The organism is Mycolicibacterium madagascariense, from assembly GCF_010729665.1.
GTDB classification, from domain to species: Bacteria; Actinomycetota; Actinomycetes; order Mycobacteriales; family Mycobacteriaceae; genus Mycobacterium; species Mycobacterium madagascariense.
Genome location: NZ_AP022610.1, coordinates 5,478,556 through 5,504,857, shown reverse-complemented (window position 1 = coordinate 5,504,857; position 26,302 = coordinate 5,478,556). Strand labels below are relative to the sequence as shown.

The 26,302-nt window shown below is 69.8% G+C and carries 25 protein-coding genes; 9 read left to right on the top strand and 16 right to left on the bottom strand.

Annotated features, from left to right (window positions below; all coding sequences use genetic code 11):
- Positions 1-149: 149 nt before the first annotated feature.
- Positions 150-3,641 (top strand): carboxylic acid reductase, encoded by a 3,492-nt coding sequence (gene car / locus G6N60_RS26165; RefSeq protein WP_163742862.1) that lies wholly within the window; start codon positions 150-152, stop codon positions 3,639-3,641.
- 66 nt (positions 3,642-3,707) lie between these two features.
- Here car and G6N60_RS26160 read toward each other — a convergent pair whose 3' ends face one another.
- The 3 genes from G6N60_RS26160 to G6N60_RS26150 form a co-directional block, all read right to left on the bottom strand.
- Positions 3,708-4,565, bottom strand: a complete 858-nt coding sequence (locus tag G6N60_RS26160) for a hypothetical protein (RefSeq protein ID WP_163742859.1) — start codon at positions 4,563-4,565, stop codon at positions 3,708-3,710.
- A 153-nt stretch (positions 4,566-4,718) separates the two neighbouring features.
- The gene (locus tag G6N60_RS26155) at positions 4,719-5,135 is read right to left on the bottom strand and encodes a TIGR03668 family PPOX class F420-dependent oxidoreductase (protein ID WP_163742857.1); all 417 of its coding nucleotides are present in this window, start codon (positions 5,133-5,135) and stop codon (positions 4,719-4,721) included.
- Positions 5,132-5,749: a hypothetical protein gene (locus tag G6N60_RS26150; RefSeq protein WP_163742855.1), complete on the bottom strand. Its 618-nt coding sequence runs from the start codon at positions 5,747-5,749 to the stop codon at positions 5,132-5,134. Before G6N60_RS26150 ends, G6N60_RS26155 begins: the two co-directional genes overlap by 4 nt.
- Positions 5,750-5,892: 143 nt before the next feature.
- On the opposite strand from G6N60_RS26150, the gene G6N60_RS26145 reads away from it, so the two are divergent.
- The 3 genes from G6N60_RS26145 to G6N60_RS26135 all read left to right on the top strand — a co-directional run bounded on the left by G6N60_RS26145 (position 5,893) and on the right by G6N60_RS26135 (position 8,581).
- A complete protein-coding gene (locus G6N60_RS26145) occupies positions 5,893-6,780 on the top strand; it encodes an ABC transporter permease (RefSeq protein ID WP_163742853.1) in 888 nt (295 codons plus the stop codon).
- 68 nt (positions 6,781-6,848) lie between these two features.
- The gene (locus G6N60_RS26140) at positions 6,849-7,538 is read left to right on the top strand and encodes an ABC transporter permease (protein ID WP_246241324.1); all 690 of its coding nucleotides are present in this window, start codon (positions 6,849-6,851) and stop codon (positions 7,536-7,538) included.
- Entirely contained in the window at positions 7,535-8,581 is a 1,047-nt protein-coding gene (locus G6N60_RS26135) for an ABC transporter ATP-binding protein (protein ID WP_163742849.1), read from the top strand. The genes G6N60_RS26140 and G6N60_RS26135 overlap by 4 nt, the downstream gene beginning before the upstream one ends.
- 10 nt (positions 8,582-8,591) lie before the next feature.
- Here the strand turns inward: G6N60_RS26135 and G6N60_RS26130 are convergent, their stop codons facing one another.
- Together G6N60_RS26130 and G6N60_RS26125 are read right to left on the bottom strand one after the other, a co-directional pair.
- Positions 8,592-9,161 carry an orotate phosphoribosyltransferase gene (locus tag G6N60_RS26130; RefSeq protein ID WP_163742847.1) on the bottom strand — a complete coding sequence of 190 codons (570 nt, stop codon included), beginning with the start codon at positions 9,159-9,161 and terminating at the stop codon, positions 8,592-8,594.
- A 24-nt stretch (positions 9,162-9,185) separates the two neighbouring features.
- Positions 9,186-9,998, bottom strand: coding sequence for a HugZ family pyridoxamine 5'-phosphate oxidase (locus G6N60_RS26125; protein WP_163742844.1), 813 nt, complete (start codon positions 9,996-9,998; stop codon positions 9,186-9,188).
- Between the two features lie 103 nt (positions 9,999-10,101).
- Here G6N60_RS26125 and G6N60_RS26120 point away from each other — a divergent pair, with 103 nt between their 5' ends.
- The gene (locus G6N60_RS26120) at positions 10,102-11,403 is read left to right on the top strand and encodes a maltokinase N-terminal cap-like domain-containing protein (protein ID WP_163742842.1); all 1,302 of its coding nucleotides are present in this window, start codon (positions 10,102-10,104) and stop codon (positions 11,401-11,403) included.
- Position 11,404: 1 nt separating this feature from the next.
- Here the strand turns inward: G6N60_RS26120 and G6N60_RS26115 are convergent, their stop codons facing one another.
- Positions 11,405-12,478 carry a cellulase family glycosylhydrolase gene (locus tag G6N60_RS26115; protein ID WP_163742840.1) on the bottom strand — a complete coding sequence of 358 codons (1,074 nt, stop codon included), beginning with the start codon at positions 12,476-12,478 and terminating at the stop codon, positions 11,405-11,407.
- Between the two features lie 158 nt (positions 12,479-12,636).
- Between G6N60_RS26115 and G6N60_RS26110 the strand changes: the two genes are divergently transcribed.
- Positions 12,637-14,451: an ArnT family glycosyltransferase gene (locus G6N60_RS26110; RefSeq protein ID WP_246241052.1), complete on the top strand. Its 1,815-nt coding sequence runs from the start codon at positions 12,637-12,639 to the stop codon at positions 14,449-14,451.
- On the opposite strand, the gene G6N60_RS26105 is transcribed toward G6N60_RS26110, so the two are convergent.
- The 3 genes from G6N60_RS26105 to G6N60_RS26095 form a co-directional block, all read right to left on the bottom strand.
- Entirely contained in the window at positions 14,431-15,171 is a 741-nt protein-coding gene (locus G6N60_RS26105; RefSeq protein ID WP_163744585.1) for an ABC transporter permease, read from the bottom strand. The two genes, G6N60_RS26110 and G6N60_RS26105, sit on opposite strands and share 21 nt — an antisense overlap.
- Before the next feature lie 73 nt (positions 15,172-15,244).
- Complete coding sequence (locus tag G6N60_RS26100; protein ID WP_163742836.1) at positions 15,245-16,063, bottom strand: ATP-binding cassette domain-containing protein; 819 nt, start codon at positions 16,061-16,063, stop codon at positions 15,245-15,247.
- Entirely contained in the window at positions 16,060-16,515 is a 456-nt protein-coding gene (locus G6N60_RS26095) for a MarR family winged helix-turn-helix transcriptional regulator (protein WP_163742834.1), read from the bottom strand. Before G6N60_RS26095 ends, G6N60_RS26100 begins: the two co-directional genes overlap by 4 nt.
- 73 nt (positions 16,516-16,588) lie before the next feature.
- Between G6N60_RS26095 and G6N60_RS26090 the strand changes: the two genes are divergently transcribed.
- A complete protein-coding gene (locus G6N60_RS26090; protein WP_372510958.1) occupies positions 16,589-16,954 on the top strand; it encodes a hypothetical protein in 366 nt (121 codons plus the stop codon).
- 72 nt (positions 16,955-17,026) lie between these two features.
- Here G6N60_RS26090 and glgX read toward each other — a convergent pair whose 3' ends face one another.
- From glgX to G6N60_RS26055, 7 genes are all read right to left on the bottom strand, one after another.
- Positions 17,027-19,135: a glycogen debranching protein GlgX gene (glgX, locus tag G6N60_RS26085; protein ID WP_163744583.1), complete on the bottom strand. Its 2,109-nt coding sequence runs from the start codon at positions 19,133-19,135 to the stop codon at positions 17,027-17,029.
- A 280-nt stretch (positions 19,136-19,415) separates the two neighbouring features.
- Positions 19,416-19,967, bottom strand: a complete 552-nt coding sequence (locus G6N60_RS26080; protein ID WP_163742829.1) for an isochorismatase family protein — start codon at positions 19,965-19,967, stop codon at positions 19,416-19,418.
- Between the two features lie 7 nt (positions 19,968-19,974).
- Positions 19,975-21,291 carry a hypothetical protein gene (locus tag G6N60_RS26075; protein ID WP_170312604.1) on the bottom strand — a complete coding sequence of 439 codons (1,317 nt, stop codon included), beginning with the start codon at positions 21,289-21,291 and terminating at the stop codon, positions 19,975-19,977.
- Between the two features lie 16 nt (positions 21,292-21,307).
- On the bottom strand, positions 21,308-21,733 hold the full coding sequence (locus tag G6N60_RS26070) for a hypothetical protein (RefSeq protein WP_163744581.1): 426 nt from the start codon (positions 21,731-21,733) through the stop codon (positions 21,308-21,310).
- Between the two features lie 50 nt (positions 21,734-21,783).
- Positions 21,784-21,963: a hypothetical protein gene (locus G6N60_RS26065; protein ID WP_163742825.1), complete on the bottom strand. Its 180-nt coding sequence runs from the start codon at positions 21,961-21,963 to the stop codon at positions 21,784-21,786.
- Between the two features lie 2 nt (positions 21,964-21,965).
- On the bottom strand, positions 21,966-23,798 hold the full coding sequence (locus G6N60_RS26060; protein ID WP_163742823.1) for a hypothetical protein: 1,833 nt from the start codon (positions 23,796-23,798) through the stop codon (positions 21,966-21,968).
- A 165-nt stretch (positions 23,799-23,963) separates the two neighbouring features.
- Complete coding sequence (locus G6N60_RS26055; RefSeq protein ID WP_163742821.1) at positions 23,964-25,346, bottom strand: acyl-CoA dehydrogenase family protein; 1,383 nt, start codon at positions 25,344-25,346, stop codon at positions 23,964-23,966.
- A 91-nt stretch (positions 25,347-25,437) separates the two neighbouring features.
- Between G6N60_RS26055 and G6N60_RS26050 the strand changes: the two genes are divergently transcribed.
- Together G6N60_RS26050 and G6N60_RS26045 are read left to right on the top strand one after the other, a co-directional pair.
- On the top strand, positions 25,438-25,755 hold the full coding sequence (locus tag G6N60_RS26050) for a hypothetical protein (RefSeq protein ID WP_163742818.1): 318 nt from the start codon (positions 25,438-25,440) through the stop codon (positions 25,753-25,755).
- Between the two features lie 9 nt (positions 25,756-25,764).
- A complete protein-coding gene (locus tag G6N60_RS26045; protein ID WP_163742816.1) occupies positions 25,765-26,220 on the top strand; it encodes a PPOX class F420-dependent oxidoreductase in 456 nt (151 codons plus the stop codon).
- The last annotated feature ends 82 nt before the right edge of the window (positions 26,221-26,302 follow it).

Genomic DNA, 26,302 nt, shown 5'->3' with positions numbered 1-26,302 from the left:
AACAAACGGGCCAGGCGTGGCCTCCCTCACAGTGAATTACCAGGTCAGAGATATGGGCATATCTTTAGTTTTGCTAACGTTGCGGGAGGGTAGAGGGGCAACGAGGCCCCGGCCAACAGCTCCAGAAGTCATGTACGTAGGGATGAATCATGTCGACTGATACTCGCGAAGCGCGCCTCGAGCGCCGCATCGCCGACCTGTACTCCGACGACGAACAATTCGCCGCCGCCAAACCCGACACCGCCGTCAGCGAAGCGGCCGGGAACCCCGACCTGAGGCTGCCCGACGTCGTGCGCACCGTCATGGAGGGCTACGCCGACCGGCCCGCCGTCGGACAGCGGGCCGTCGAGTTCGTCTCGGCCGACGGTCGCACCGTCGCGGCGTTGCAACCCCGGTTCGACACCGTCAGCTACGGACAGCTGTGGACGCGCGTGCAGCAGTTCGCCGCCGCGCTGCGCGACGACCCCGTGCGCCCCGGTGACCGCGTGGCCATCCTCGGGTTCACCAGCGTCGACTACACCGTCGTCGACATCGCCTGCTCGCAGCTCGGCGCCGTGTCGGTGCCGCTGCAGACCAGTGCGCCCCAGTCGCAGCTGCAGCCGATCGTCGCGGAGACCGAACCGTCCCTCGTCGCGTCGAGCATCGACTACGTCGACGACGCGGTCGAGATGATCGTCAGCGGCGAGCACGCCCCCGCCCGCCTGGTGGTGTTCGACTTCCTGCCCCAGGTCGACGACCACCGCGACGCCCTCGAGGCCGCCGCGGCGCGTCTTCGGGACTCCGGCGTCGTCGTCGAGACGATGGCCGACGTGCTGGCCCGCGGCAGCTCGCTGCCTGCGCCGGAATCCGTCGTCGGCGAGGGGGAGGACCCGCTGGCCCTGCTCGTCTACACCTCCGGCAGCACCGGCGCCCCCAAGGGTGCGATATACCCCGAGAGCAAGGTCGCCAACATGTGGCGCGCGGCGGCCAACGCGCACTGGGACGAGAGCCAGGGCATGGTCCCCGCGATCACGCTGGCGTTCCTGCCGATGAGCCACGTCATGGGGCGCGGCGTGCTGTACGGCACGCTCGCCAGCGGTGGCACGGTCCACTTCGCCGCCCGCAGTGACCTCTCGACGTTCCTCGAGGACCTCGCGCTGGTCCGCCCCACGCAGATGAACTTCGTGCCCCGCATCTGGGACATGCTCTACCAGGAGTACGTGAGCGAGGCCGACCGCTCCGACGGCACCGAGGACGAGGTGATGGCCAGCGTCCGGGAACGGCTGCTCGGGCACCGCTACGTCAGCGCCATCACCGGGTCCGCGCCCATCTCACCCGAGCTCAAGGCGTGGGTCGAGAAGTTCCTCGACATGCATCTGCTCGAGGGCTACGGGTCGACCGAGGCCGGTGCCGTCTTCGTCGACGGTCAGATCCGTCGCCCACCGGTGATCGACTACAAGCTGGTCGACGTCCCCGAGCTGGGCTACTTCGCCACCGACCGGCCGCACCCCCGCGGCGAACTGCTGGTCAAGTCCGAGCAAATGTTCCCCGGCTACTACAGGCGACCCGAGGTGACCGCCGAGGTGTTCGACGCCGACGGCTACTACCGCACCGGCGACGTGGTCGCCGAGCTGGGCCCCGACCAGGTCAAGTACATCGACCGGCGCAACAACGTCCTCAAGCTGTCGCAGGGTGAGTTCGTCACCGTCTCCAAGCTCGAGGCGGCGTTCACCGACAGTCCGCTGGTGCGTCAGATCTACATCTACGGCAACAGCGCCCGGCCCTACCTGCTGGCCGTCGTGGTGCCGAGCGATGAGGCCCAATCTCGTTACGACGCAAGCGAACTCAAGTCGGCGCTGAGCGCCTCGCTGAAGGACGCGGCCCGCGCCGCCGGCCTGCAGTCCTTCGAGGTGCCGCGCGACTTCATCGTCGAGACGGAGCCCTTCACCCTGGAGAACGGTCTGCTGACCGGCATCCGCAAGCTCGCGTGGCCGCGGCTCAAGGAGCGCTACGGCGCGGAACTCGAGCAGCTCTACGTCGACCTCAGCGACGGCCAGGCCGGCGAACTGCGCGCGCTGCGCCAGAACGGTGCTGACCAGCCGGTGCTGCAGACCGTCAGCCGGGCCGCGAGCGCGCTCCTCGGCGCGGCCGCCTCCGACGTGCAACCCGACGCGCAGTTCACCGATCTCGGTGGAGACTCGTTGTCGGCGTTGACGTTCGCCAATCTGCTGCACGAGATCTTCGGCGTCGACGTGCCCGTCGGCGTGATCGTCAGCCCGGCGAGTGACCTGGCGTCCATCGCGGCGTACGTGGAGGCTCAGCGGGCGGGCGGCAGCAAGCGTCCCACCTATGACGCCGTGCACGGCCGCGATGCGACCGAGGTCAATGCCGCCGATCTGACGCTCGACAAGTTCATCGACGCCGACACCCTGGCCGCGACGGCGTCGCTGCCGGGACCCGCGGCGGAGACCAGGACCGTGTTGCTGACCGGTGCCACCGGCTTCCTCGGCCGCTACCTCGCGCTGGAGTGGCTCGAGCGGATGGACCTGGTGGACGGCAAGCTCATCTGCCTGGTCCGCGCCAAGGACGACGCTGCGGCCCGCGCTCGGCTGGACGCCACGTTCGACAGCGGTGACCCAAAGCTGTTGGAGCACTATCGTTCGCTGGCCGCCGAGCACCTCGAGGTGTTCGCCGGCGACAAGGGCGAGGCCAACCTCGGGCTCGACGACGACACGTGGCAGCGGCTCGCCGACACCGTCGACCTCATCGTCGACCCGGCCGCGCTGGTCAACCACGTGCTGCCGTACAGCCAGCTCTTCGCGCCGAACGTGCTCGGCACCGCCGAGCTCATCCGCATCGCGCTGACGACGAAGATCAAGCCCTTCGTCTACGTGTCGACGATGGCCGTCGGCGCGGGCATCGACCCCGCCGCCAACACCGAGGACGCCGACGTCCGCGTCGTCAGCGCGACGCGGAAGATCGACGACAGCTACGCCAACGGGTACGGCAACAGCAAGTGGGGCGGCGAGGTGCTGCTGCGCGAGGCCAACGAGCACTACGGCCTGCCCGTGTCGGTGTTCCGCTGCGACATGATCCTGGCCGACACCACCTACGCCGGACAGCTCAACCTGCCCGACATGTTCACCCGCATGATGCTGAGCCTCGTCGCGACCGGCATTGCGCCGCAGTCGTTCTACGAGCTCGACGCCGACGGCAACCGGCAGCGCGCACACTACGACGGCCTTCCCGTCGAGTTCATCGCCGAGGCCATCTCGACGCTGGGCGTCGGCGTGCGCGAGGGATTCCAGACCTACCACGTCATGAACCCCCACGACGACGGCATCGGCATGGACCAGTTCGTGGACTGGCTGGTCGACGCTGGCTACGCCATCAAGCGCGTCGACGGCTACGGCGACTGGCTGGCCCGCTTCGAGACCTCGCTGCGGGCGCTGCCGGAGAAGCAGCGCAACGCCTCGCTGCTGCCGCTGCTGCACAACTACCAGAAGCCGGAGCATCCGCTGAACGGGTCGATCGCCCCGACCGAACGCTTCCAGGCCGCGGTGCAGGAAGCGAAGATCGGGCCCGACAAGGACATTCCGCACGTGTCCGCGCCGGTCGTCGTGAAGTACGCGACCGATCTGGAGCTGCTGGGTCTGCTGTAGGTCTCGAGCGCCTCGACTCTGCGCTGGCGGCGGGAATGTGCGAGTAAATCTCGTCCACGACCGCCCTCAGCGCAGAGTCGAGCGTGCGAGCCACGCCCGCTGCACCCGCGCGAGCACGTCGTCGGGCCGAGAGCGCTTGGCCACCCTGATGAGTCGCCAGCCGCGTTCCTCGACGTCTGCCGACCGCACGAGATCGTGCGCGAACTGCACCGGATCGGACCGGTGGTGATCGCCGTCGTACTCGACGGCGATCTTGACGTCTTCCCAACCCATGTCGAGGTAGTAGCGCCGTTGGCGGTCGGGGCTCAGCACCGGTATCTGGGTATGCGGCCTGGGGTGCCCGGCGCCGATCAGCAACAGTCGCAGGGCCGTTTCCCGCGGCGAGGCAGCCCCGGCGTCCATCAAGTGGACTGCCGTGCGCAGCTGAGGCAGTCCGCGGGCTCTCGGGTGCGCGTCCGCCAACTCGAGGACGGCGGCTTCGGCGAGCCCATTCGTCGCCGCGGCGAGCGCATCGAGGCGGGCCACGGCGCAGCCCAGCGATCCTCGTCTGCCGAGATCGAAGGCCGTCCGTTCCGGCGTCGTGACGGTGAGACCGGCGATCGACGTCGACTCGTTCTCCAGCAGCAGGTCTGCGCGGGTCGTTACGCCACGGGGCGCGCGGGCATTGTGCCAGATCAACTCGACGGGCACGTCGTCGTCGATCCACTTCGCGCCGTGCAGCGTGGCCGCCGCCAACCCAGCGACCACCGCTTCGCGGCCGGACCACAGCCATGCCGCGTGCGTCCGCTGGGACAGTGACGGGTCCGCGCGCTTGTCGAGGTAGACGTTGGGGGCGATCGCACGGTAGTACCGCCGGAGTTCGTGACGGGTCATGGCACCGGACGCCACGGCCTCCGATCCGATGAACGGGTGCTGACTCTCCATGTCGGCAGACTGCCGACGACGCCCGACGAATTGGCCGGCGATGGAGGCGATTTCGTCGAGGCTGTGGATGAAGCCAGCGTCGACTCTGCGTCCTTGGCGCACGAGTGCGAGTAGCCAACGCGAAAGGTCGCCCTCAGCGCAGAGTCGAGCGTGTCAGGCGTGCCACGACGACCATCGCGTGACCGCCACGGCGATCACCGCGCCGTCGAGTGCGACGCGTTCGTACTGCGGATACTTCCGTCGCAGGGCGGCGTAGCCGGTCGCCATGTGCTCGCCGCCGTGGTGCACCGTCGCGAGTCCGTCGGCACGCACCCACCACAGCTGGGTCCAGTCGGCGTCGTAGTGGTCGACGAGCAGGCTCACCCGTGGGTGGGCGGCGATGTTCGCCAAGCGCCTCAACCGCTGGGTGGTCTTGGGCTTGGCGTCGACGGCGGTGTAGACGGTCGCCTGCCCGTCGACGGTCCGGACGGTGAACACCACGGGCACGGCGTGCGGCGCTCCATCCGCCCCGACGGTGCAGAGCACGGCGGTGGGCGCCGTCGCGAATCGCTGAACGGCGTCGAACGTCACGGCCGCTTGAGGCCCGGCATGTTCGGGTGCACGCTCAGCGGCGCCCTGGTCACGTTGATCTCGGGTTTGCGGGTGGTCGGTGGCGTGGAGCGCTCGACGACCGGCGCCCTGGTCACCACCTCGGAGACCGTGGGCGGCGGTGGTGGTGGCGGAGGCGCGACGGGTGGCGGCGGAGGAGCTTCGGCCGACGTCACGACGGGCGCCGTCGCGGTGGTGGGTGCGGTCGAGGCATCGGGGATCGGTCCCGGCGCGCTGCCGGCGCCGGAGCCGCGGAACGCCAGCAACACGACGGACACGACGAGCGCGACCGTCGCCATCGACACTGCGGCCAACACTGCGCGGTTGTGGCCGGTGCGGTACCAGGGCGCCTGCACGGGCCGGAAGTTCCACGTGCTCGCATTGAACGCGTCGAAGGTGGGCCCGGCGTCGTCGGGCGGAGGCGGGCTCCACCCGGGGTCGCTGAAATCCTCGTCGAGCAGGTAGTCGAATTCGGCGTCGGTCCGCGTGGCGTCGACGCCGTGCTCGGCTGGGCGAACGCCGAGGTCATCCGTGTCGACGGTGCCGTCGACAGGATGGTCCAGCGTCGCTTCCCCCGAGGCCTCTTCGTCAGCCACCCCATGATGCTAGGCGGCGACCAGCACTGTCGTGTGACCACCTGGCAAATCCGTTCGGCGCGTCGGGCAGGCGTCGATGCCCGCTCGCCGCGTGCCCCACCGGTAGGGTTCGGAGCCAACCGACTCCCGCAGAAGGATCGCCCATGACTTCGCCACCCACGAAGGCACGGTCGGCGGCTGCAGTGGTCCGCGGCCGCGTCGCCGATGCGCTTCCCCTGCTGCCGTTCTTCGCGATCGTGGGGATCTTCCTCATCGTCCCGACGGTGACCGTCGTCGTCAGCGCGGTGACGGCCGACGGCCGGTTCTCGACGAGCCGCATCGCCGCGCTGTTCTCCGACACCGCGCTCACCGCGCTGGGCCGCAGCGTGTTCCTCTCCGGCAGCACCGCTCTGCTCGGCGCCGTCTTCGGGGCCCTGCTCGCCTGGCTGATCGTCACGCGCCCGGCGTCGTCGACGATCCGGCGCTTGGTGCTGTCGCTGTGCAGCGTGCTCGCCCAATTCGGCGGCGTGGCACTGGCTTTCGCGTTCCTGGCCACGCTGGGGCTCAACGGCGTCCTCACGCTGTGGGTGCAGCAGCACCTCGGCTGGAACCTGGCGGGCTCGGGGTGGTTGTACGACCTGCCCGGATTGGTGTTGGTGTACACCTACTTTCAGATCCCGCTGATGGTCATCGTGTTCCTCCCCGCGCTGGAGGGGCTGCGTGCACAGTGGCGCGAAGCGGCCGTCAGCCTCGGGGCGTCGACGTGGCAGTACTGGCGCGCGGTGGCCGTACCCCTGCTGACGCCGGCGTTCCTCGGGGCGCTACTGCTGTTGTTCGCCAACGCCTTTGCCGCCTACGCGACCGCCGCGGCGTTGGTCAGTCAGGGCAGTCCGATACTGCCGCTGCTGATCCGGGCTGCGCTCACCAGCGAGGTGGTGCTTGGCCAGTCGGGCTTCGCGTACGCGCTCGCGCTCGAGATGATCGTCGTGGTGGCACTGGTGATGGGCGCCTACGGTCTGCTGGTGCGGCGGACGTCGCGGTGGCTGCGGTGACGGCCCGCGTCGCGCGCGCCGCGCTGTGGGTCGGATTCGGGATCTTCTTCCTCTTCCCGCTGTACGCGATGGCCGACTTCTCCACCCGCAATCTGCTCGGGGGCGGCAGGACGCTGCAGGCGTGGGGCAACCTGCTGTCCAACGAGGCGCTGTATCGCGCGATCGTCACGTCGCTGCTGCTGGCGGTGCTGACCGTCGTCGCCATGCTGGTCGTGCTGGTGCCGACGATGATCTGGGTGCGGTTGCGGACGCCGTGGGCCAGGGGCCTGGTGGAGTTCCTGTGCCTGCTGCCCCTGACCATTCCGGCGCTCGTGGTGGTCGTCGGGCTGAAGAACGTCTACCTGTGGGTGAACTATCTGCTCGGCGAATCGGCCCTGACGCTGACGTTCGTCTACGTCGTGGTGGTGCTGCCCTTCTCCTACCGGGCGATCGACGGCGCGCTCTCGGCGATCGACCTCCGCACGCTGTCGGAGGCCGCGCGTTCGCTCGGCGCGGGCTGGGTCGCCACCATCCTCCGCATCGTGGTGCCCAACATCTGGTCGGGCATTCTGTCGGCGGCGTTCATCTCGGTGGCGGTCGTCCTCGGCGAGTACACCATCGCCTCGCTGTCCGGCTTCGACACGCTGCCGATCGAGATCGTCGCGCTCGGCAAGTCCGACGGCCCCACCTCGGTCGCCGCGTCGCTCGCGACGCTGCTGTTCGGATTCGTTCTGCTACTGGCACTTTCACTGGTCACCCGACGAAGGAGGCGGACATGAGCCCGGCGGGCGTCGCGGTCGAGCTGACCGACCTCACCAGAACCTACGGCGCGGTGAAGGCGCTCGACGGGTTGAACCTGCGGATGGAACCCGGCGAGTTCGTGGCGCTGCTCGGACCGTCCGGCTGCGGCAAGACCACGGCGCTGCGCATCCTCGCCGGTCTCGACGAGGCCACCTCCGGCACCGTCACCGTCGACGGTCGAGACCTCACCTCCGTGCCCGCCAACAAGCGCGACATGGGCATGGTGTTCCAGGCCTACAGCCTCTTCCCGCATCTGACCGCGGCGCAGAACGTGGCCTTCGGACTGAAGATGCGGGGCGCCGGCAAGGCCGACCGCAGCACGCGCGCGGCCGAAATGCTGGAGCTGGTAGGGCTTTCCGAGCACGCGGACAAGTACGCCTCGGAGATGTCGGGTGGTCAGCAGCAGCGGGTGGCGCTCGCGCGGGCGCTGGCGATCCGGCCGCGGGTCCTGCTGCTCGACGAGCCGCTCTCGGCGCTCGACGCCAAGGTGCGCAGCCAGCTCCGCGACGAGATCCGCCGGGTGCAGCTCGACGTGGGCACGACGACGCTGTTCGTCACCCACGACCAGGAGGAGGCGCTCGCGGTGGCCGACCGGGTGGGGGTGATGAGCAGGGGGCGCCTCGAGCAGCTCGCGACGCCCGCCGAGGTCTACGCCAATCCGGCGACGCCGTTCGTCGCGGAATTCGTCGGGCTGAACAACAGGGTGCCCGCCACCGTGTCGGCGGGCCGGGCGAGCGTGTTCGGCACCGAGGTGACGACGCTGGCCGGGTCGATCGGGTCGGGGGAGGGCACGGCGCTGGTGCGCCCGGAGTCGATCACGCTCACCGCCGACGACGCGGGTGCGGCGACCGTGCGGTCCGTCGCGTTCCTCGGGCCGATCTCGCGGGTCTACGTCGAGCTGCCGGGCGGCGCGGTGGTCGACGCGCAGCTCGCGAGTGCACCGGCGCGGGACTTCACCCCGGGCCAGCGCGTCGCCGTGGGGACGTCGGCCACCGAGGTGCTCGTCGTCCCCGGGCCGTGATCGCGAACGCTCAGACGTCCTTGACCGGTTCGATGCCGAGATCGCGGTAGGTCACCAACGCCGCGAACGGGACGTTGCGCCGCGCGAACCGCCCCGCCGCGACGTCCCCGCGGTCGACCATCGGGATCACGCCGCTGACGACCGCCCCCGCCGCCACCGCCCGGTCGAAGGCGATCTCGGTGGATCCGCCGGTGCTGATGACGTCGTCGACCAGCAGCACGCGGGTGCCCGGCTCGAGACGGGTGCCCTCGATCCACTGCTCGCGGCCGCGCTGCTTCTGCTCCTTGCGCACCGAGAACCACGCCTTGCCGGTCACCATGGCGATGCCGTGGGCCAGCGGATCGGCACCCATGGTCAGGCCGCCGACGGCGTCGAACTCGATGCCCGAGCGCGCGGCCAGATCGGCGACGGCCCGGCTGACGATGGTCAGTCGCTCGCCGGTGTCGATGGCGTACTTGCCGTCGATGTAGTCATGGCTCAGCTGGCCGCTGGCCAGTCTGAACGGCTCCTCGCGGCGCTCGTACCCGCGGGTGCGAATGAGGTCGAACGCGGCTTGCCAGGTATCGGGGCGGTCGGGCACGCAGCGATCGTAGGACACGGCCGCTCAGCCCTGCCGCGCCCGCCGGGTCAATTCGACCGTGGCCGGCCGCAATTGGTCGTAGTCGTCGATCCGCTCGGCGTAGGAGATGCGGGGGTACGCGAGGCCGCGCGGGGTGGTCACCTTGAGGTCGAGCCCGTACCGGTCGGCCCCCGTGCACGTGGCGGCCGTGGCGTCGGGGTAGCCGCCGAGGTTCCTGGCCATGGCGAGGAGCGCCTCGGCGTGGTCGGCGTTGAGGTGGGCGATGGCCCCCGCGGCGATCGCGAGGACCGGATCCGGTTGCGCCGCAGCGTAATCCGCACCGCTGGCCGAATCCATCCGCCCGTAGCCGCCGACCCAGCGGACCCGGTCGACCCGCAACACCCAGAGGGTGAAGTCGCTGTAGTCGAGGTAGTACTTCGCCGCGGGGACGGCGTCGAGGTGCGCCTGACGGGCGGCGGCAAGTTCGTCGCCGGTGGGCCGCTCGACCACGCCCGCCAGGGTGATCCGCGAGTTGGCCAGCGGGTCGCTGTCGGTGGCGGCGGCGACGATGGCGATGCTGGCGCGCGGGTCACCCGCCAGGTTGCGGCCGTGTTCGGCGAGATTCGACACGCACAGCACGGGTGCGCCGCCCAGCAGTCCGTAGGTGACGAACGACGCCCACGGATCACCGGCCGCGGTCAACGTCGCCAGGGTGCCGGTGTTGGTCGACGCCGCAATCGTGCGGGCCTCCTCGGCGGCCGACGGGCGCGTCGAGGCGGCGGAAGGTGCGGTCAGCGGGGGTGGGATCGACGGCGCGTCGCCGGGGTCGCCATGGTCGCGCAGGTCACCGGATGCCACGTCAGCACCTTACCGCGGGGTCGTGCCACGTCATACGGCCTGAATCCGGGGTGCGCCCGCGCACTGATTCAAAGCCGTGGGCCGTGGGTAGCTTTGAAGACTGATGACTCAGTCGACGCAGCTCCCATTCGACCAGTGGCTTCCCACTCAGCGGTGGTACGCGGGACGCGGCCGCACCCTGACCGACGTCCGGGTCGGTGAGACGGTTCCCCTGCGCGACGATCTCGACCTGCTGCTCCTGGACGTCCACTACGCCGACGCCGCCTCCGCCCGCTACCAACTCCTGGTGCGCTGGGCCGACGGTCCGGCGGGGAACACCGCCGTCATCGGCAGCGTCGGCGACCGCACGGCCTACGACGCGCTGTACGACCCCGCGACGGCGCAGTACCTGCTGTCCCTCGTCGACGAGTCGGCGTCGGTCGGACCCTTGCGATTCATCAGGGAACCGGACGCGCACCTGCCGACGCACGCCGAGGGCCGGGTCATCGGCGCGGAGCAGAGCAACACCAGCGTGGTGTTCGACGACGCGGCGATGTTCAAGGTGTTCCGCCGCGTCACCCCCGGCATCAACCCCGACATCGAGCTCAACCGCGAACTGGCCCGCGCGGGCAACCCGCACGTGGCGCGGCTGCTCGGATCCTTCGAGACGACGTTCGACGGCGAGTCCTACTCGCTCGGGATGGTCACCGAGTTCGCGGCCGGGTCGTCGGAGGGCTGGGACACGGCGACCGCGAGCACCCGCGACCTGGCGGGCGCCAACGGGGGCACTGACTTCGTCGCGGAGTCCCGTCGGCTGGGGGAGGCCGTCGCCTCGGTGCACCGCACGCTGGCCGATGCCCTCGGCACGACGCGCGTGCCGTTCCCCGTCGACACGCTGCTGCAGCGGCTGCACGCCATCGCGGCCACGGTGCCCGCCGTCGAGCAGTACCGACCGCTGATCGAGGAGCGCTACCGCAAGCTCTCCGAGGAGGTGCTGACCGTGCAGCGGGTGCACGGCGATCTGCACCTCGGGCAGGTCCTGCGCACGCCGGACCGCTGGCTCGTCATCGACTTCGAGGGCGAACCCGGCCAGCCGCTCGAGGACCGGCGCAGGCCGGACTCCGCGCTGCGCGACGTGGCGGGTGTGCTGCGCTCCTACGAATACGCGGCCTACCAGCGCCTCGTCGAGGGGGACGGCGAACCCGACGAGCGGCTCGAGGAGCGCGCCAGGGCGTGGGTGGACGCGAACTGCGCGGCGTTCTGCGACGGCTACGCCGCCGCGGCGGGGAGCGATCCGCGGGACTCCGCAGGCCCGCTGGCCGCCTACGAACTCGACAAGGCGGTGTACGAGGCGGGCTACGAGGCGCGGTACCGCCCGACGTGGCTCCCCATCCCGATGGCGTCGATCGCGCGCCTGGTCGGCTGAGCTAGGCGAAGGCCCGTACGGCGTCCACCGCCGGCTTGGGCGTCCAGTCGGTGCGGTAGATGCCGAGGGTGTCCAGGTCGTTGCCGCTGCCGGTGTTGCGGTCCCTGGTGGTGTAGATGTACGCCGGACCGGCGCCGGGCAGCGTGCGCCACTTCGTCAGGAAGTCGGTGATGTAGGCGGCCTGGGTCGCCTCGTCGACCGAGGACGTCGGCTCGCCGTATTCGGTGGCCCAGATCTTCTTGCCGCCGTCGCCGTTGCCGACCATCGCCTGGCGCATGCCGTCGTACTGCGACAGCGGTGAGGCGAACACGCTGCCGCCCTCGGAGAACTTGGTCGTGTACTGGTAGGGGTGCAGCGACAGGGCGTCGAAGGAGCCCTTCGCGCCCGCGGCGTACATCTGGTTCACGAACGCCACCGGGTCGAGGGTGAGGGCGCCGAGGGAGAAGACCGATCCCAGTACGCCGCCGATGACGGTCGCCGACGGGTCCGCGGCCTTGATCTTCGGGTAGGCCGCCTTCAGCAGATCCGCGTACTTGGCCGGCTCCGGCCCCTGGGGGCCCGACGTCCAGGACAGCACCGAGTTCGGTTCGTTCCAGATCTCGTAGGCCGACACCCGGCCGCGGTAGCGCGCGGCGACGGCGCCGGCGAAGTCGCCGTAGGTGTCCACCGACGCGGGCGGGCTGGTCGCGGGGGCCGAGCCGGGGGCCGTCGCCCACGCCGGCGCGGAGGTGATGCCGCCGAGTACCGACATGCCGCGGGCGTTGGCCGCGTCGACCATGAGGTCGACCTGACCCCAGTTGAACGTGCCGGGGTTGGGCTCGACGTCCAGCCACGGAATGAACAGTCGCACCGTGCGAACGCCGTCGCCCTTGATGAGGTCGAGGGTCCGGTTGACGTCGTCGGGTGAGTAGCCGTACATGTCGGAGTCGGCGATGCCGACGGTGCTGCCCGACGAGTTGATCGCCGCCTTGGCGATCGCCACGGTGCGCGCCTGCGGGTGGAGGACGACCGCCGCGGTCGCTGCGACGGCGGCCACCGTCGCCGCGGTGGCGATGATCTTGACGACGTTGCGCACGCTTCCCCCTCTTGGGCCGAGCCGAGGTCATGAACGTAGCAAAGACCCGTCCGAGAGACGTCGCCGTGCACCGGGTAGGGCGTTACGGCGCAGCGACCATCAGCAGGCTCACCGTCTGCGCACAGGTTGCCCGAATCTCGCGGTGCCTCACTGTGTGGGTGACGCAGACCGTCGAGGCATGGGAGCCGTCCACCCAACCCCTGGGGGTGGAACCCCAGCCGCGGCGGCCCTCCTTCTTCACCGCGGAACGCGTCCGCCTGGCAATTCTCCTGCTGGCGACCGCCGTGCTGTACCTGAGGAACGTCACGGTCAACGGCATGGCCAACCAGTACTACGCGGCGGCGGCGCAGGCCGGCTCGCAGGACTGGAAGGCGTTGCTGTTCGGCGCGGTCGACGTCAACGGGTTCATCACGGTCGACAAGCCGCCGCTGTCGTTGTGGGTGATGGGGCTCTCGGGTCAGGTGTTCGGGTTCAGCAGCGCCAGCATGCTCGTACCGCAGGCGTTGATGGGCGTGGCCGCCGTGGCCCTGACCTACGGCGCGGTACGTCGGATCAGTGGACCGTGGGCCGGTCTGCTGGCCGGTGCCACGCTGGCCGCGACGCCGGTGGCGGCACTGCTGTTCCGCTTCAACGATCCGGACGCGGCGATGGTGCTGCTGATGACGGCAGGCGCGTACGGCACGGTGCGTGCGCTGCAGTCGGGCCGGGGACGGTGGCTGGCGTTCGCGGGTGTGGCCCTCGGACTGGCGTTCCTCGCCAAGATGCTCGAGGGCGTCATGGCACTGCCGGTCTTCGCCGCGGTGTACCTGGTGGCGGCGCCGGTGCGGCTGCGGGTCCGGATCGGGCATCTCGCCGGTGCGGCCGTCGCGTTCGTGCTGTCGGCGGGGTGGTACGTCGTCCTGACGATGGCGTGGCCCGCGGCGTCGCGGCCCTATCTCGGCGGGTCGACGGACGACACGTTCATGAACCTCGTCCTGGGTTACAACGGAATGGCCCGGGTGGTGGGCCGCGGTCACGGCGCCGAGATGCGATCGCAGGGCCCGCTGCGCCTGCTGTCGGGCGAGTTCGGCTACGAGATCGGCTGGCTCGTCCCGGCCGCGGTCCTGGCCACGGTGGCTGCGGTGCTCGCGCGGGGCAGGGCGCCGCGCACGGACCTGGTACGGGCGGGCGCGCTGTTGTTCGGCGGGTGGTTCCTCCTGGTGGGGACGGTGCTGTCCGTCATGCACGGCACGGTCCACCCGTACTACAGCCTGTCCATCGCGCCTCCGGTCGCCGCGGTGGTCGCGATCGGTCTGCAACAGGCGTGGTCGCGGCGGGAGGATCTGCGGTGGCGGGTCGTCGCGGCGGCGATCCCGCTGTCGGCGGGCCTCTGCGGGTGGTGGCTGCTCGGTGGCGGCGCACTGTCGGCGCCGTGGCTGAGGTGGGCGGTCCTGCTACTCGCGGTGGTGTCGTCGGTCGCGGTGGTCTGGCCGGCGGCGCCGCGGCGCGTGGCGCTGGCCGCCGCGGTGCTGGCGGCGCTGGCGGGCCCGGCGGCCTACACGGTGGCGACGGTCGGCGTGGGACACGAGGGCATCGGGCCCTCGGTCGGGCCGTCCCGGCACGCGGTCGTGGAGGCGAGACCGTCGGACAATCCGAGGCTCGACGCACTCCTGGAGGCCACCGACACCCCGTGGTCGGCGGCCATCGAGCGGTCGACGTCGGCGGCCGGACTCGAATTGTCCACGGGCACAGCGGTCATGGCGATCGGCGGCTTCGCGGGCACCGACCCGGTGCCGACGCTGCCGCAGTTCCAGGACTACGTCGCCCGACACCAGGTGACGTACTACCTGACGCCGAAGACCTCGGCGCCGGCGCGGGGCGCGCACGCGGACATCCTGTCGTGGGTGCGGACGCACTTCCGCGCCACCGAGGTCGGACCGGTCACGGCCTACGACCTACTCGAGCCCCTGCCGTCACCTGACGAGACGCCGTAGCAGCGTCGACGCGGTGACGACGCCGAGCGCCGCGGCGAGCACCAGCACGCCGACGTCGACCCAGGTGTCCCCGGCGATCCCCAGCAGCAGCGCGCGCAGCGCATTCACCTCGTAGCTCAGGGGATTGACCGACGAGAGCCACCGCAGCCACGACGGCATGACGTCGACCGGATACAGGGCGTTGGACGCGAAGAACAGCGGCATCGTGATGGCCTGACCGATGCCCATCAGCCGATCGCGGTTGCGCACCAGGCCCGCCAAAGTCATTGACAGACAAGCGAAGAACGCTGACCCGAGGACGACGACGGCCATCGCCGCCAGGATCCGCAGCGGGTTGGCGGTCAGGTGGATGCCCATCAGGTAGGCGATCAGCATGACGCCGACGACCTGGGCGATCGACCGCACACCCGCCGCGAACGCCTTGCCGGTGATCAGTGCCGACGGCGGTGCCGGCGTCACCATCAGCTTCGCGAGGATGCCCGCGTCGCGATCCCACACGATCTGGATGCCGTAGAAGATCGAGATGAACAGCGCCGACTGCGCGATGATGCCCGGGGCGAGGAACGCGAGGTACGGCACGTTGCCGGTGTCGATGACGTGCAGCCGCGAGAACGTCTGCCCAAAGATCAACAGCCACAAGGCGGGTTGCACCATGCGCGTGAACAGCTCGGTGCGGTCGTGGGAGAGCTTCTGCAGCTCGACGAGTGCGAAGGCGCCCATGCGGCGCAGCAGTCCGTTCACCCGTCGGACGCCCCGCGGGGCTCTGACCAGTTCGACCGTTACGGAGGTCCCATCAACCGACACGGCGGGCCACCTTTCTGCTGGAACGGATCTCGCGCAGTCCGCGCCTGGTGGAGTCCTCGGTCAGATCCGACCCGGCGAAGTGCCGGAACACGTCCTCCAGCGTCGGATTCGGCGAGGCGTCGGAGCTCAGCGCGGCCTTGAGCTCGGCGGGGGAGCCGACGGCCTGCAGCACGCCGTGGTGCATGAGGGCGACGCGATCGCACAGCGCGTCGGCCTCCTCCATGTAGTGGGTGGTCAGCAGCACCGTCATGCCGTACTCGGCCTGCATGTCGGCCACCTGTGACCACACCCCGTCGCGCGCAATGGGATCCAGGCCGACGGTGGGTTCGTCGAGGATCAGCAGCGAGGGCCGGTTGACGAGTGCCTGGGCGAGCTCCAGCCGGCGCACCATGCCGCCGGAGTAGGTGCCCGCGAGGTTGCCCGCCACGTCGAGGAGGTTCATCGCCGACAGCGCCTCGTCGACGCGGGCCCGCCGGTGCTTGCGGGGGACGTCGTACAGCCGGGCGAAGAGGTCGACGTTCTGCCGTCCCGTCAGGGCGGCCTCGATCGAAAGCTGTTGTGGCACATAGCCGAGATTGTGTCTGATGTCCATCGTGTCGCGGCGGGCGTCGAGCCCGAACACGCGCACCTGGCCGTCCTGCACGGGTGTGAGCGTGGTCAGCACCCGGACGACGGTGGTCTTGCCCGCACCGTTGGGGCCGAGCAATCCCATGGTCTCCCCGGCGCGGACCTGCAGGCTCAGGTCGTGCACCGCGGTGAAGTCGCCGTAGTGGTGGGTGAGGTTCCTGCAGTCGATCGCAGCGGTCATGCGTCGTCCTCCTCGCGCAGCAGTCGGGTCAGTTCGGCCAGCACGGCGATGCCGTCGCCGAGGCGGTCGCGCTGCTCGGCGTCGAGCCGGTCGAGCGCGGTGCGCAGCGCGGCGCGGCGGACGGCCCGCGATTCGTCGGCGAGGCGCTGGGCGGGTTCGGTCAGCCGGAGCCTGCCCACGCGGCGGTCGTCGGGGTCCACGGTGCGTACCAGCAGGCCGTCGCCGGACAGTCGCGACACCAGCGTGGAGGCGGTGTTGGCGGCGAGGCCGAGTTCGGTGGCGGCCTCGCGCACGGAGATCCCCGGTTGCCGTCCGACGAGGCGGAGCAGTTCGGCGTGCGATTCCGGCAGTCCCGTGCCGATGCGCGGGGCGCCCCCCGACCGCCTGGCCTGCCGACGAAAGCGGCCGACGGTGCCCAGCAGCTCGGCGGCGAGATCGGTGCGGGTGTCCATCGCACCACGATACCTCTGTTGCAGAGCTAAATGTCGTCGGTCGCGGTGTTTGACCGCTCAGGCGTCGGGCAACATGGGCGACATGTCCACTTCCGATTTCGACGACTTCCCGCTGTCACAGTCCGAGGAGCTCGACTCCGACGAGATCCGCAACGACGACGGTGACGACGTCGCCGATCCGCCGGAGCGGTGGGTCCCGGCCAAGGACGACGAGAACCTCGACGAGCGACTGGCCGAGGAGGTGCCCGACGTCACCGCCGAGATCGGCGCCGAGGACGAGGGAGCGACCGAGGCGCACGACGCCGACGGGGGTGGCGGGCTCGAACTCGAGAGCGACGACGAACTCGACAGTCTCGACCCCGACGTGCACGGCATCACCAAGGGTCAGATCGACGGCACGCCCGAGGACGGCGAGTCGTTCTTCGACATCGTCGAGTAGCCGGCGCGTCGAGACTGCGGTGAGATCGCGATCCTCGCCCGTGACGCGATCTCCCCGCAGTCTCGACGGGCCTTAGTCCTGCGCCGCCTGCAGCACGATGACCGAGCGCGCCTCGACCGTGAGGCTGGCGTTGGCGGGCACGGGTCGCGAGCCCTCCATGACCGCACCCTCGACGGTGTAGATCACCGGCTGCCACGCCGACCCGAACTCCTTGGGCGGCAGCGTGAAGTCGATGGGTTCGTGGTGGGCGTTGAAGCACATCACGAACGAGTCGTCGGTGACGCGCTGGCCGCGCGCGTCGAGGTCGGGGATGCCGTCGCCGTTGAGGTACACGGTGATCGACTTGCCGAAGCCCGAACCCCAGTCCTCGTCGCTCATCTCCGAGCCGTCGGGGGCGAACCACGAGATGTCCGGAATGCGCTCCGAGCCACGGATGCGCACCGGCAGACCGTCGAAGAAGCGGCGGCGGCGGAAGACCGGGTGGGCCGCCCGCAACGCCGACACCGACCGGGTGAACTCGATGAGCGACTCGTCGGCGGTCGACCAGTCGATCCAGGTGATCTCGTTGTCCTGGCAGTAGCCGTTGTTGTTGCCGCCCTGGGTGCGGCCCAGCTCGTCGCCGTGACAGATCATCGGCACGCCCTGGCTGAGGATGTTGGTCGTGATGAAGTTGCGGACCTGCTGGCCGCGGAGCGCGAGGATCTCCGGGTCGTCGGTCGGGCCCTCCACCCCGCAGTTCCACGACTTGTTGTTGGACTCGCCGTCGTTGTTGTCCTCGCCGTTGGCCTCGTTGTGCTTCTCGTTGTAGGACACCAGGTCTCGTAGCGTGAAGCCGTCGTGGGCGGTGACGAAGTTGATCGACGCGACGGGCCGCCGCGCGGTGTGCTCGTAGAGGTCGGCCGAGCCGGTGAGGCGGGAGGCGAACTCGCCGAGGCTGGCGTCCTCACCGCGCCAGAAGTCGCGCACGGTGTCGCGGTACTTGCCGTTCCACTCCGTCCACTGCGGGGGGAAGTTGCCGACCTGGTAGCCGCCGGGGCCGACGTCCCACGGCTCGGCAATGAGCTTCACCTGGCTGACGGTCGGGTCCTGCTGGACGAGTTCGAAGAACGTCGACAGCCGGTCCACGTCGTAGAACTCCCGCGCCAGGGTGGACGCCAGATCGAACCGGAACCCGTCGACGTGCATCTCGGTGACCCAGTAGCGCAGCGAATCCATGATGAGCTGAAGGGCGTGCGGACTGCCGGCGTTGAGGCTGTTGCCGGTGCCGGTGTAGTCCATGTAGTAGCGCTTGTCGTCGTCGACCAGGCGGTAGTAGGCGGCGTTGTCGATGCCGCGCATGGACAGCGTCGGGCCCATGTGGTTGCCCTCGGCGGTGTGGTTGTAGACCACGTCGAGGATCACCTCGATGTTGGCCTCGTGCAGCGTGCGCACCATAGTCTTGAATTCCTGGACCTGACCACCCGGCGTCGAGCTGGCGCCGTACTTGGAGTCGGGAGCGAAGAACCCGATCGTGTTGTAGCCCCAGTAGTTCGCCAGGCCCTTGTCGATCAGGGTGGAGTCGTTGGCGAAGTGGTGCACCGGCATCAGCTCGATCGCCGTGATCCCAAGATCCTTGAGGTGCTCGATGATCGCGGGGTGCGCGATGGCGGCGTAGGTCCCGCGGCTGCGCTCGGGGATGTCGGGGTGCGTCTGCGTCAGACCCTTGACGTGGGCCTCGTAGATGATCGAGTCGGCGTACTCGTGCTGCGGCGGGCGGTCGGTGCCCCAGTCGAAGAACGGGTTGATGACGACCGACTTCGGCATGCTGGCCGCGGAGTCCTCGTCGTTGCGGCTGTCGGGGTCCCCGAAGTCGTAGCCGAACAGCGATTGATCCCACTTGAACGTGCCGTCCACGGCCTTCGCGTAGGGGTCCAGCAGCAGCTTGTTGGGGTTGCAGCGCTGCCCGGACGCCGGATCGTAGGGGCCGTGGACGCGGTAGCCGTACCGCTGTCCCGGCTCGACGTCGGGGACGAACCCGTGCCAGATGTAGCCGTCGACCTCGGGCAGCTTCAACCGGGTCTCGGTGCCGTCGGCGTCGAAGAGGCACAGCTCGACGAACTCCGCGGCCTCGCTGAACACCGCGAAGTTGCTGCCCGAGCCGTCGTAGGTGGCGCCCAGGGGATAGGCCTTGCCCGGCCACATCTCCCACTGGACGGCATCCGTTGCGGGGGGGTCGGGCTGCACGGCCGGGATGACGGCAGGCGTGGCGGTGTCCTTGGAACTGGCGGCGGGGGTCAAGATGCACCCTTCTGGAGAGCTGGAACGTGGATCACGCCGAGAGTACGGCGCGGGTGCGGGCGGAAGCAGGGCGGGCGCGGCGGCCGGAACGACGGTATGTCACCGCGGTCACCGGCGCTGAACTGCCCCGTTATCGGGAAACCTAAACTGACGCCGACGACAGTGTGGGAACCATCACCGGCCCTCAGGCAATTGCGACTCCGGAGGCACGCAGCGACTCCACGGCCTCGGCGGTGGTCGTCGGGGACACGCCCGCGGTGAGGTCGAGCAGGACCCTGGTGGCGAAACCCTCGGCCACCGCGTCGGCGGCCGTCGCGCGCACACAGTAGTCGGTGGCGATGCCGACGACGTCGACCGCATCGACGTCGTGGTCGCGCAGCCACTGCGCCAGCGACGTGCCGTGCTCGCAGTGGAACCCCTCGAAGCCGCTGTAGGCCGCCGAGTAGTGGCCCTTGTGGAAGACGTCCTCGAACGCGGACGGGTCGAGCCCGTCGTGGAACTCGGCGCCCGGCGTCCCGGCCACGCAGTGCCGCGGCCAGGTGTCCCGGAAGTCGGGGTCCTCGGAGAAGTGGTCGCCGGGGTCGACGTGGTAGTCCATCGTGGCGACGACGTGGTCGTAGTCGTGGCTGGCGAGCAGCTCGGTGATCCGCCGCGCCACCTCGGCGCCGCCGTCGACGGCGAGCGAGCCGCCCTCGCAGAAGTCGTTCTGGACGTCGACCACGATCAGAGCCCGCATCGTTCGATTATCCCCCGAACAGCAGATACAGCCCAGTGAAGGTGTAGCCGACCATCACCAGCATCATCGCCAGCTGGCCGGTGACCTGATGTCCCCTCGGCAACAGCCGCAGCGCGCGGTCGTGGGCGGCGAACACGCCCGCGATGTGACCGCCGACCACGAAGCACACCTTGAGCGTCGCGAGCACCGACGGGTGCGAGGACAGGAAGTAGTCCGCCTGCACCCCGGGCGTCAGCCCGAACCAGCCGCGGTCGAGCGGATCGAGCAATCGCAGCACGGCCACCTGACCCCGCTCGAGCAGATAGGTCAGGTAGTGCGCGAACACGTAGCCGATGACGATCGGGATCAGTGAGTGCGCCATCAGGCCGGGCAGCTCCCGGCGCCGCCGGGCGTCCACGCCGCCGGTGGCGCGCGCGGCCAGCCAGAACGTCGTCGCCACGACGGAGGCGAACACCAGCAGCCCGACGCTGCGCACCAGGACGGTGATCGCCAGCGACGGGCCCGCCAGCCCGTCGACGTAGTTGCGCCACTGCGGCATCGCCGAGAAGCTGTCGAACGCCGTCGAACCCAGCAGCACCGCGAGCACGGCGACCGTGCCGGGGCGCACCGGCAGCGACGGCAGGTGGTCGAAGGGGTTGCCGATCGCGATGCGGCCGTCGGGGTTGCGCCGCAGCGGTGACAGCCGCGACGCCACCACGCCGTAGACCTCGAAGGGGTCGGCGCGCGCCGTCCACCGCGTGCCGAACGCCAGTGCGCCGGCGAGGGTCAGCACCACGTAGACCGATAGCCACGTCTGCACCGCGGGGAGCGATCCCGGGTCGGGGCTCGCGAGTTCCAGCCACACGAACGCGAACAGTCCGAAGGCCGCGGGCCAGTAGCCCAGCCGCTCGGGATACGTCGCGGGCGGGCGCCGTCGCGACCACGGCAGCAGGCGGTAGACCGTGCGCACCGGCGACACCGCCCGCCACACCGGGCCGACGGCCAGCGACACCGCGACCAGCCCGACCCACATCAGCACGTAGAAGACCCCGGGCAGCGCGTTGTCGCCATTCTGCGGGCCGAACACCGCGGCCAGCGCCACCCACGCCGCGAGCAGCAACCCCGCGACGGCCGCCGTCCAGCGCACCGCAGGCGCGTCGACGACCGTCGTCACCCAGGAGGGAAGCGGGCGACCGGGCCGGCCGGTGTCGAACCGCGACGTCTTCCACGCCAGCACCACGACGGCGAACGTGAACGTCAGCGCCCACGCCCCGCCGATCAGGGCGTACGTGTACGGAATCGGCAGGTCGTTTGAGCCGCCCAGCCCGTGCGCGAGGACGGTCACCACGCGGTTCGAGCGATCACTGCACCTGAAGCGTGGCGATCGTGCGGTTGAGGCCGTGCAGCTCGACGTCGACGTTGCCGGGCACCGTCACGGTGAACTGGAACATCTGGTTGGGCTTGGCCGCCACCGTGAACTCGTGCTCGGGGTTGGAGTGGACGTGCAGCTGGTCGGCCGCATCGCTGTTGATGGCGAACACGATCGGTTCGCCCACCTTGGCCTTGACCTGCTCGTTGGTCGGCGTCACCGTGCCGTCCTTGATGGTGACGTCGACGACCACCCGCTCGGTCGGGCTCTGCTGGTCCGACATCTGCGGCACGCCGGTGTTCGACGGCGCCGCCGCGGAGGAGGTGCTCACCGCACCGCCCGAGTCGTTGGATCCGCATCCGGCGACGAGCAGCGCCGCGGCGGTCAGGGCAACGAGGGTTCTCGAGTTCGTCGTCATCACGGTGAACATCATGGTCGGCCGCGGCGCGATCCTCACGCTGATTCGCGTCACGGCAGTGTGTTCTCCGCCTCCGCCTCCGCCTCCGTGTCCGCGTCCTCCTCGTCGGCGTTGCGCCGGTCCCGCACCGCCACCCAGATCACGACGCCGACGACGACGATCGCGGGCGCGAACGCCGGGATCGCCAACAGCAGCGAGTGGTCGGCGAGGATCTCGACGTCGCCGGGCATCGTCACGCCTGTCCCGACGGCTCGAACTCGGTCTTGCTCCGGGTCGGTTCGGCCTTGTTGAGCCGGCCCGCACCCCAGGAGAGGCCGGCGATGAGGGTCAGCGTGCAGACGAGCACCACCAGGCACGCGACGAGCCACAGCGACTGCGGAACGTCGGGGTTGCGTTCGCGCTGCAGGATGGTGATCTCGGGCCCGAACGGCCGCGTCATCGACGTCAGCGCCGGAATCTCGGCCGCGCCGATGCCGGGGTCGCCGTGCAGGTAGATCGGCACGGCGGTCATGATGCGCCCGTCGTGCACGCGCAGCAGGGTCTTCCACTGGCCGGACACCGGCATCGGCGTGGTCGAGCGGTAGTGCCCGGGTCCCAGCTTCTGCAGGTGGTCGACGAACATGCCGCGGTCGTGGGCGAGCCCGCCCTGCCAGCCGAGTACCGACACCCAGTTGGGGTCGTCACTGATGAGGTTCGGCGGGTTGATGCGGATGTCGGCGGTGACCATGCGCTGGTCGCCGATGGGGGGCGCCTCGGTCAGCGCGAACGTCGCGGTGGCGTTCTGGGGGACCTCGTAGCGCAGCCCGTTGGCGGTGCTGCCGCCGATGGCGAGCACTGCGAGGACGACGAGCCCGATGCTGATGCCGCGCCGCGGCAGCTGCTGGTTGGTCACGACCATGCCGATCATCGCGCCGCACGCGCCCACCAGGACGGCGACGGGGATGGCCATCGCGAGGGCCTCCGGCCAGATGCTGGCGGGCCACGGGTAGTCGTACACCGCGTCGATCCAGAACGACTCCAGGTACAGCCCGACCGTCGCGATGCCGAGACCGCTGACCATGCCGAACACGATGGGGCGCTTGATGATTGGGGTGAGCGCGAGCAGCTCGATGACCACCGCGGGTCCGAGGTAGAGCGCGAACCAGTTGATCGGCGATCCGAGGAGGGGGCCGACGATGACGGCGACCAGGCCGCGCAGGGCGATCGCCAGCAGGGCGGCGACGAGCGCGGCGCCGCGGCCGAGCATGATGCGGGCGGCCACCAGTGCCAGCGCGGCCGCGGCGGCGATCAGCATGGGCTCGAACACCTGGCGGAACTGCATGACGCCGAAGTCGAATTCGATTTGGAAGACCGACATTCCGATGACCAGACCGGCGAATGCCAGGTACTGGATGAACTTGATGCCGGGACCGTCCTTGGGGCGCTCCTCCCCGACCGCCCGGCGCCCCTCGTGCTCGAGCAGCAGCGCGGTGAGGGTCGAGAAGCCGGCGCCACCGATCATCATCAGGTGGGTGGGTCCCCACAGCGTGACGTCCTGGCCGAAGATGCGGTGCCAGATGTCGTCGAGCGGGAAGCCGATCAGCGCGTAGAGCCCGCAGCCGGCCATCAGCACGCCGCCGACGGGGGCGTACCAGTGCTTGGTGATGCGGATCGCGGCGGGCCCCGGCTTCTCGTAGGGCAGCACGCACGCCAGGCAGCCCGCGACGAACAGCACGAAGAGACCGAACAGGATGAAGTAGTGCGCCGGGTTCGCCCGCGGACCGGGGTCGCGGCCCTTGCCGATGTGCAGGCTGACGTCCCAGATGAACCCGAACAGCGCGGTGATGATGGTGGTGATGAACAGCGCGATGGGCAGCGCGACCCACGCCGGCCGGTGGAACTTGCGGCCCGCCCACTCGCCCAGATCGTGCAGCCAGGTGATCCTGCGCATGCGGTGCTGGTAGCCGATCCACAGCAGGCCCGCGCCGACGACCATCGCGGCGATCGACATGCCGATGACCTGATCGAGCGCGGCACCCCCGCCCTCGGTGCCCTGAGCTACGTACTGCACCGACTGCATGGTCATCTGCGTCCTCCCCACCTGCCGAGTTCCTGGCAACTGTCCTGACCCGCCGTTGATGTTGCCAGACACCGCCAAGCCGAAACCAGGGGTACCGGGTAATTACCTGCGCTAACGGCCGGTGGCGGGGCGATTCGGTCCCCGCGGGGCGCTTCGCCCGTCGCGGTCATCTCACCGACGGGGTGGCTGCAACACCTTCATCGCCATCTGCATGACGGGGCGCGGGACGCGCTCGCGCAGCGACATCGCCCGGTCGGCGGCGCGGGTGCGCGCCGGGGTGCCGCGGCCGAACATGGCGTTGAACGGGCCGCCGGTCGGTTCGAGGTCGACGTGCATCGGTGGTGCGCCGTCGGCGGCGCCGAGGGCGTGGGAGATCACCACGCGCTGGATCTCGCTGGTGCCCTCGAAGATGGTGTACAGCTTGGCGTCGCGGTACCACTTCTCGACGGGGTGGTCGCTGATGTAGCCCCAGCCGCCCATCGTCTGGATCGCCCGCTCGGTGGTCTCGACGGCCGTCTCGCTGGCCATCAGCTTCGACATCGATCCCTCGCCGCGCTCGAACGGCACGCCCGTGGCGGCCATCCACGAGGCCCGCCAGGTGAGCAGCCGGGCTGCGTCGATCTTGGTGGCCAGGTCGGCCAGCGGGAACGCGATGCCCTGGTTGGCGATGATCGGACGGCCGAACGCCTCCCGACGATTGGCGTATTCGGTGACGTATTCCAGTGCGGCCCTTGCGATTCCGAGGGCCTGAGCGGCGACCATCGGACGCGTCTGCTCGAACGTGCCGAGCGTCGCCGAACCCGAGTGCTTCGCGCCCTCGACGATCTCGCGCGCCTTGGCGAGCTTGTGGTCCAGCTTGTCCTGGCCGCCCAGCAGATTGGCGCCGGGCACCCGCACGCCGTGGAACTTCAGCTCGGCGGTGTGCGATGCCCGGCAACCCAGCTTGTCCAGTTTGCGGACCAGTTCGAGCCCCGGCGTGCCGCCCGGGACGATGAACAGCGCCTGCCCGCGGTGGCCAAGCTCCTGGTCGACGACGGCGTTGACGACGTGGACGTTGGCGATGCCGCCGTTGCCGATCCACATCTTGTGCCCGTCGATGATCCAGTCGTCACCGTCGCGGCGTGCGGTGGTGCGCAGATTGCGCACGTCGCTGCCGCCCTCCGGTTCGGAGATGGCGAGGGCCGCCAGCTTGAGGTCACCGGGCGTGCCGAAGCACTCCGGCGCCCACTGCAGCATCTGCTCCGGCGTCGCCGCCTGGCCGATCGCCGACAGGGCCAGCGCCGGCATGACGATCGCCAGTCCGATGCCGGCGCACCCCCAGAACAGCTCCTCCATGAACATGGGGAGGGACAGGCCGGTCGGGTCGCCGATCAGGTCGCGATAGAACAGCGGGCTGTAGAAACCCCTGGCGGCGGCCTCCTCGAGGACCGGCCACGGGAACTCCTGGCGCTGGTCGTACTCGCGGGCAACGGGGCGGACGACCTCCTCGGCGAACTCGTGGGTCCGGCGGGCGAGGTCGTGCTGGGCAATGGTGGGGGTGAGATCGAAGCTCATGATGCCTCCGCGGTTTCAGTACACATGTGTTCACTGATACCCGCTCGGGAGGGGCCTTACTCGATCGCGCGTTCGAACATATGATCGAAACGTGGGCGAGCTTCAGTCGATCGGCTATCACGGTCAGCCCATGCCGCAGGCCTTCCGCCGGGTCGATCCACCCGTTGCCGTCCTGGTCGACCTGGCGGCGGTGTTTCCCCGCGAACCGCACCGCTCCGGCGGTTACCACCCCGCCGGCCTGCAGATGCATTCCGTCGTCGAGGGCAGGCTGAGCTGCTGGGGGCTGTGCGAGCAGGGCTTCTGGTGGGGGTTGGTCACATACGACATCGCCTACGGCGCCAGCCGCAAGGCCGTCACGCACTGGATCCCGTCGTGGACGCTCAAGCGCCGGGCCGAACCGCGGCCGTAGAGTTCACCCATGGCCCGCAAGCTCGCTACCGCTGACACCGTCGACCTGGCCGCGCTCCTGGACTTCGTCCGACCCCGGCACCAGATGGTGCTGACGACGTTCCGGTCGGACGGGTCGCTGCAGAGTTCGCCGGTGACCGGCGGGGTGGACGAGGACGGCAGGATCGTCATCGCCAGCTACCCCCAGCGAGCCAAGTCGGCGAACCTGCGCCGCGATCCGCGCGCGAGCGTGACCGTGCTGTCCGACGAGTTCCACGGGGCCTACGTCCAGGTCGACGGCGACGCCGAGGTCATCGACGTACCCGACGCGGTCGAACCGCTCGTCGACTACTTCCGCGCGATCGCCGGGGAGCACTCGGACTGGGACGAGTACCGGCAGGCCATGATCGACCAGGGGAAATGCCTGATCCGGGTGACCCCGACCCGCTGGGGTCCGGTGGCCACGGGCGGCTTCCCGCCGAATTGAGGGCCGGGCGGCGGGCCTCGTGTGATAGTCAGACGGGGTGGCCGCGTTGCGGCTGCTAGCTTGTCAAACTATAGTCTGGACA

Excerpts from the sequence above, each read along its gene's own strand:
- G6N60_RS26070 (WP_163744581.1), bottom strand. The coding sequence starts at position 21,733 with ATGACGACGAACTCGAGAACCCTCGTTGCCCTGACCGCCGCGGCGCTG.
- G6N60_RS26140 (WP_246241324.1), top strand. The coding sequence starts at position 6,849 with ATGGCCGACTTCTCCACCCGCAATCTGCTCGGGGGCGGCAGGACGCTG.
- G6N60_RS26060 (WP_163742823.1), bottom strand. The coding sequence starts at position 23,798 with ATGACCATGCAGTCGGTGCAGTACGTAGCTCAGGGCACCGAGGGCGGG.
- G6N60_RS26055 (WP_163742821.1), bottom strand. The coding sequence starts at position 25,346 with ATGAGCTTCGATCTCACCCCCACCATTGCCCAGCACGACCTCGCCCGC.
- car (WP_163742862.1), top strand. The coding sequence starts at position 150 with ATGTCGACTGATACTCGCGAAGCGCGCCTCGAGCGCCGCATCGCCGAC.
- G6N60_RS26100 (WP_163742836.1), bottom strand. The coding sequence starts at position 16,063 with ATGACCGCTGCGATCGACTGCAGGAACCTCACCCACCACTACGGCGAC.
- G6N60_RS26105 (WP_163744585.1), bottom strand. The coding sequence starts at position 15,171 with ATGGGCGCCTTCGCACTCGTCGAGCTGCAGAAGCTCTCCCACGACCGC.
- glgX (WP_163744583.1), bottom strand. The coding sequence starts at position 19,135 with ATGTGGCCGGGCAAGGCCTATCCCCTGGGCGCCACCTACGACGGCTCG.
- G6N60_RS26160 (WP_163742859.1), bottom strand. The coding sequence starts at position 4,565 with ATGGAGAGTCAGCACCCGTTCATCGGATCGGAGGCCGTGGCGTCCGGT.
- G6N60_RS26095 (WP_163742834.1), bottom strand. The coding sequence starts at position 16,515 with ATGGACACCCGCACCGATCTCGCCGCCGAGCTGCTGGGCACCGTCGGC.
- G6N60_RS26120 (WP_163742842.1), top strand. The coding sequence starts at position 10,102 with ATGACTCAGTCGACGCAGCTCCCATTCGACCAGTGGCTTCCCACTCAG.
- G6N60_RS26080 (WP_163742829.1), bottom strand. The coding sequence starts at position 19,967 with ATGCGGGCTCTGATCGTGGTCGACGTCCAGAACGACTTCTGCGAGGGC.
- G6N60_RS26145 (WP_163742853.1), top strand. The coding sequence starts at position 5,893 with ATGACTTCGCCACCCACGAAGGCACGGTCGGCGGCTGCAGTGGTCCGC.
- G6N60_RS26090 (WP_372510958.1), top strand. The coding sequence starts at position 16,589 with ATGGGCGACATGTCCACTTCCGATTTCGACGACTTCCCGCTGTCACAG.
- G6N60_RS26065 (WP_163742825.1), bottom strand. The coding sequence starts at position 21,963 with ATGCCCGGCGACGTCGAGATCCTCGCCGACCACTCGCTGCTGTTGGCG.
- G6N60_RS26045 (WP_163742816.1), top strand. The coding sequence starts at position 25,765 with ATGGCCCGCAAGCTCGCTACCGCTGACACCGTCGACCTGGCCGCGCTC.
- G6N60_RS26135 (WP_163742849.1), top strand. The coding sequence starts at position 7,535 with ATGAGCCCGGCGGGCGTCGCGGTCGAGCTGACCGACCTCACCAGAACC.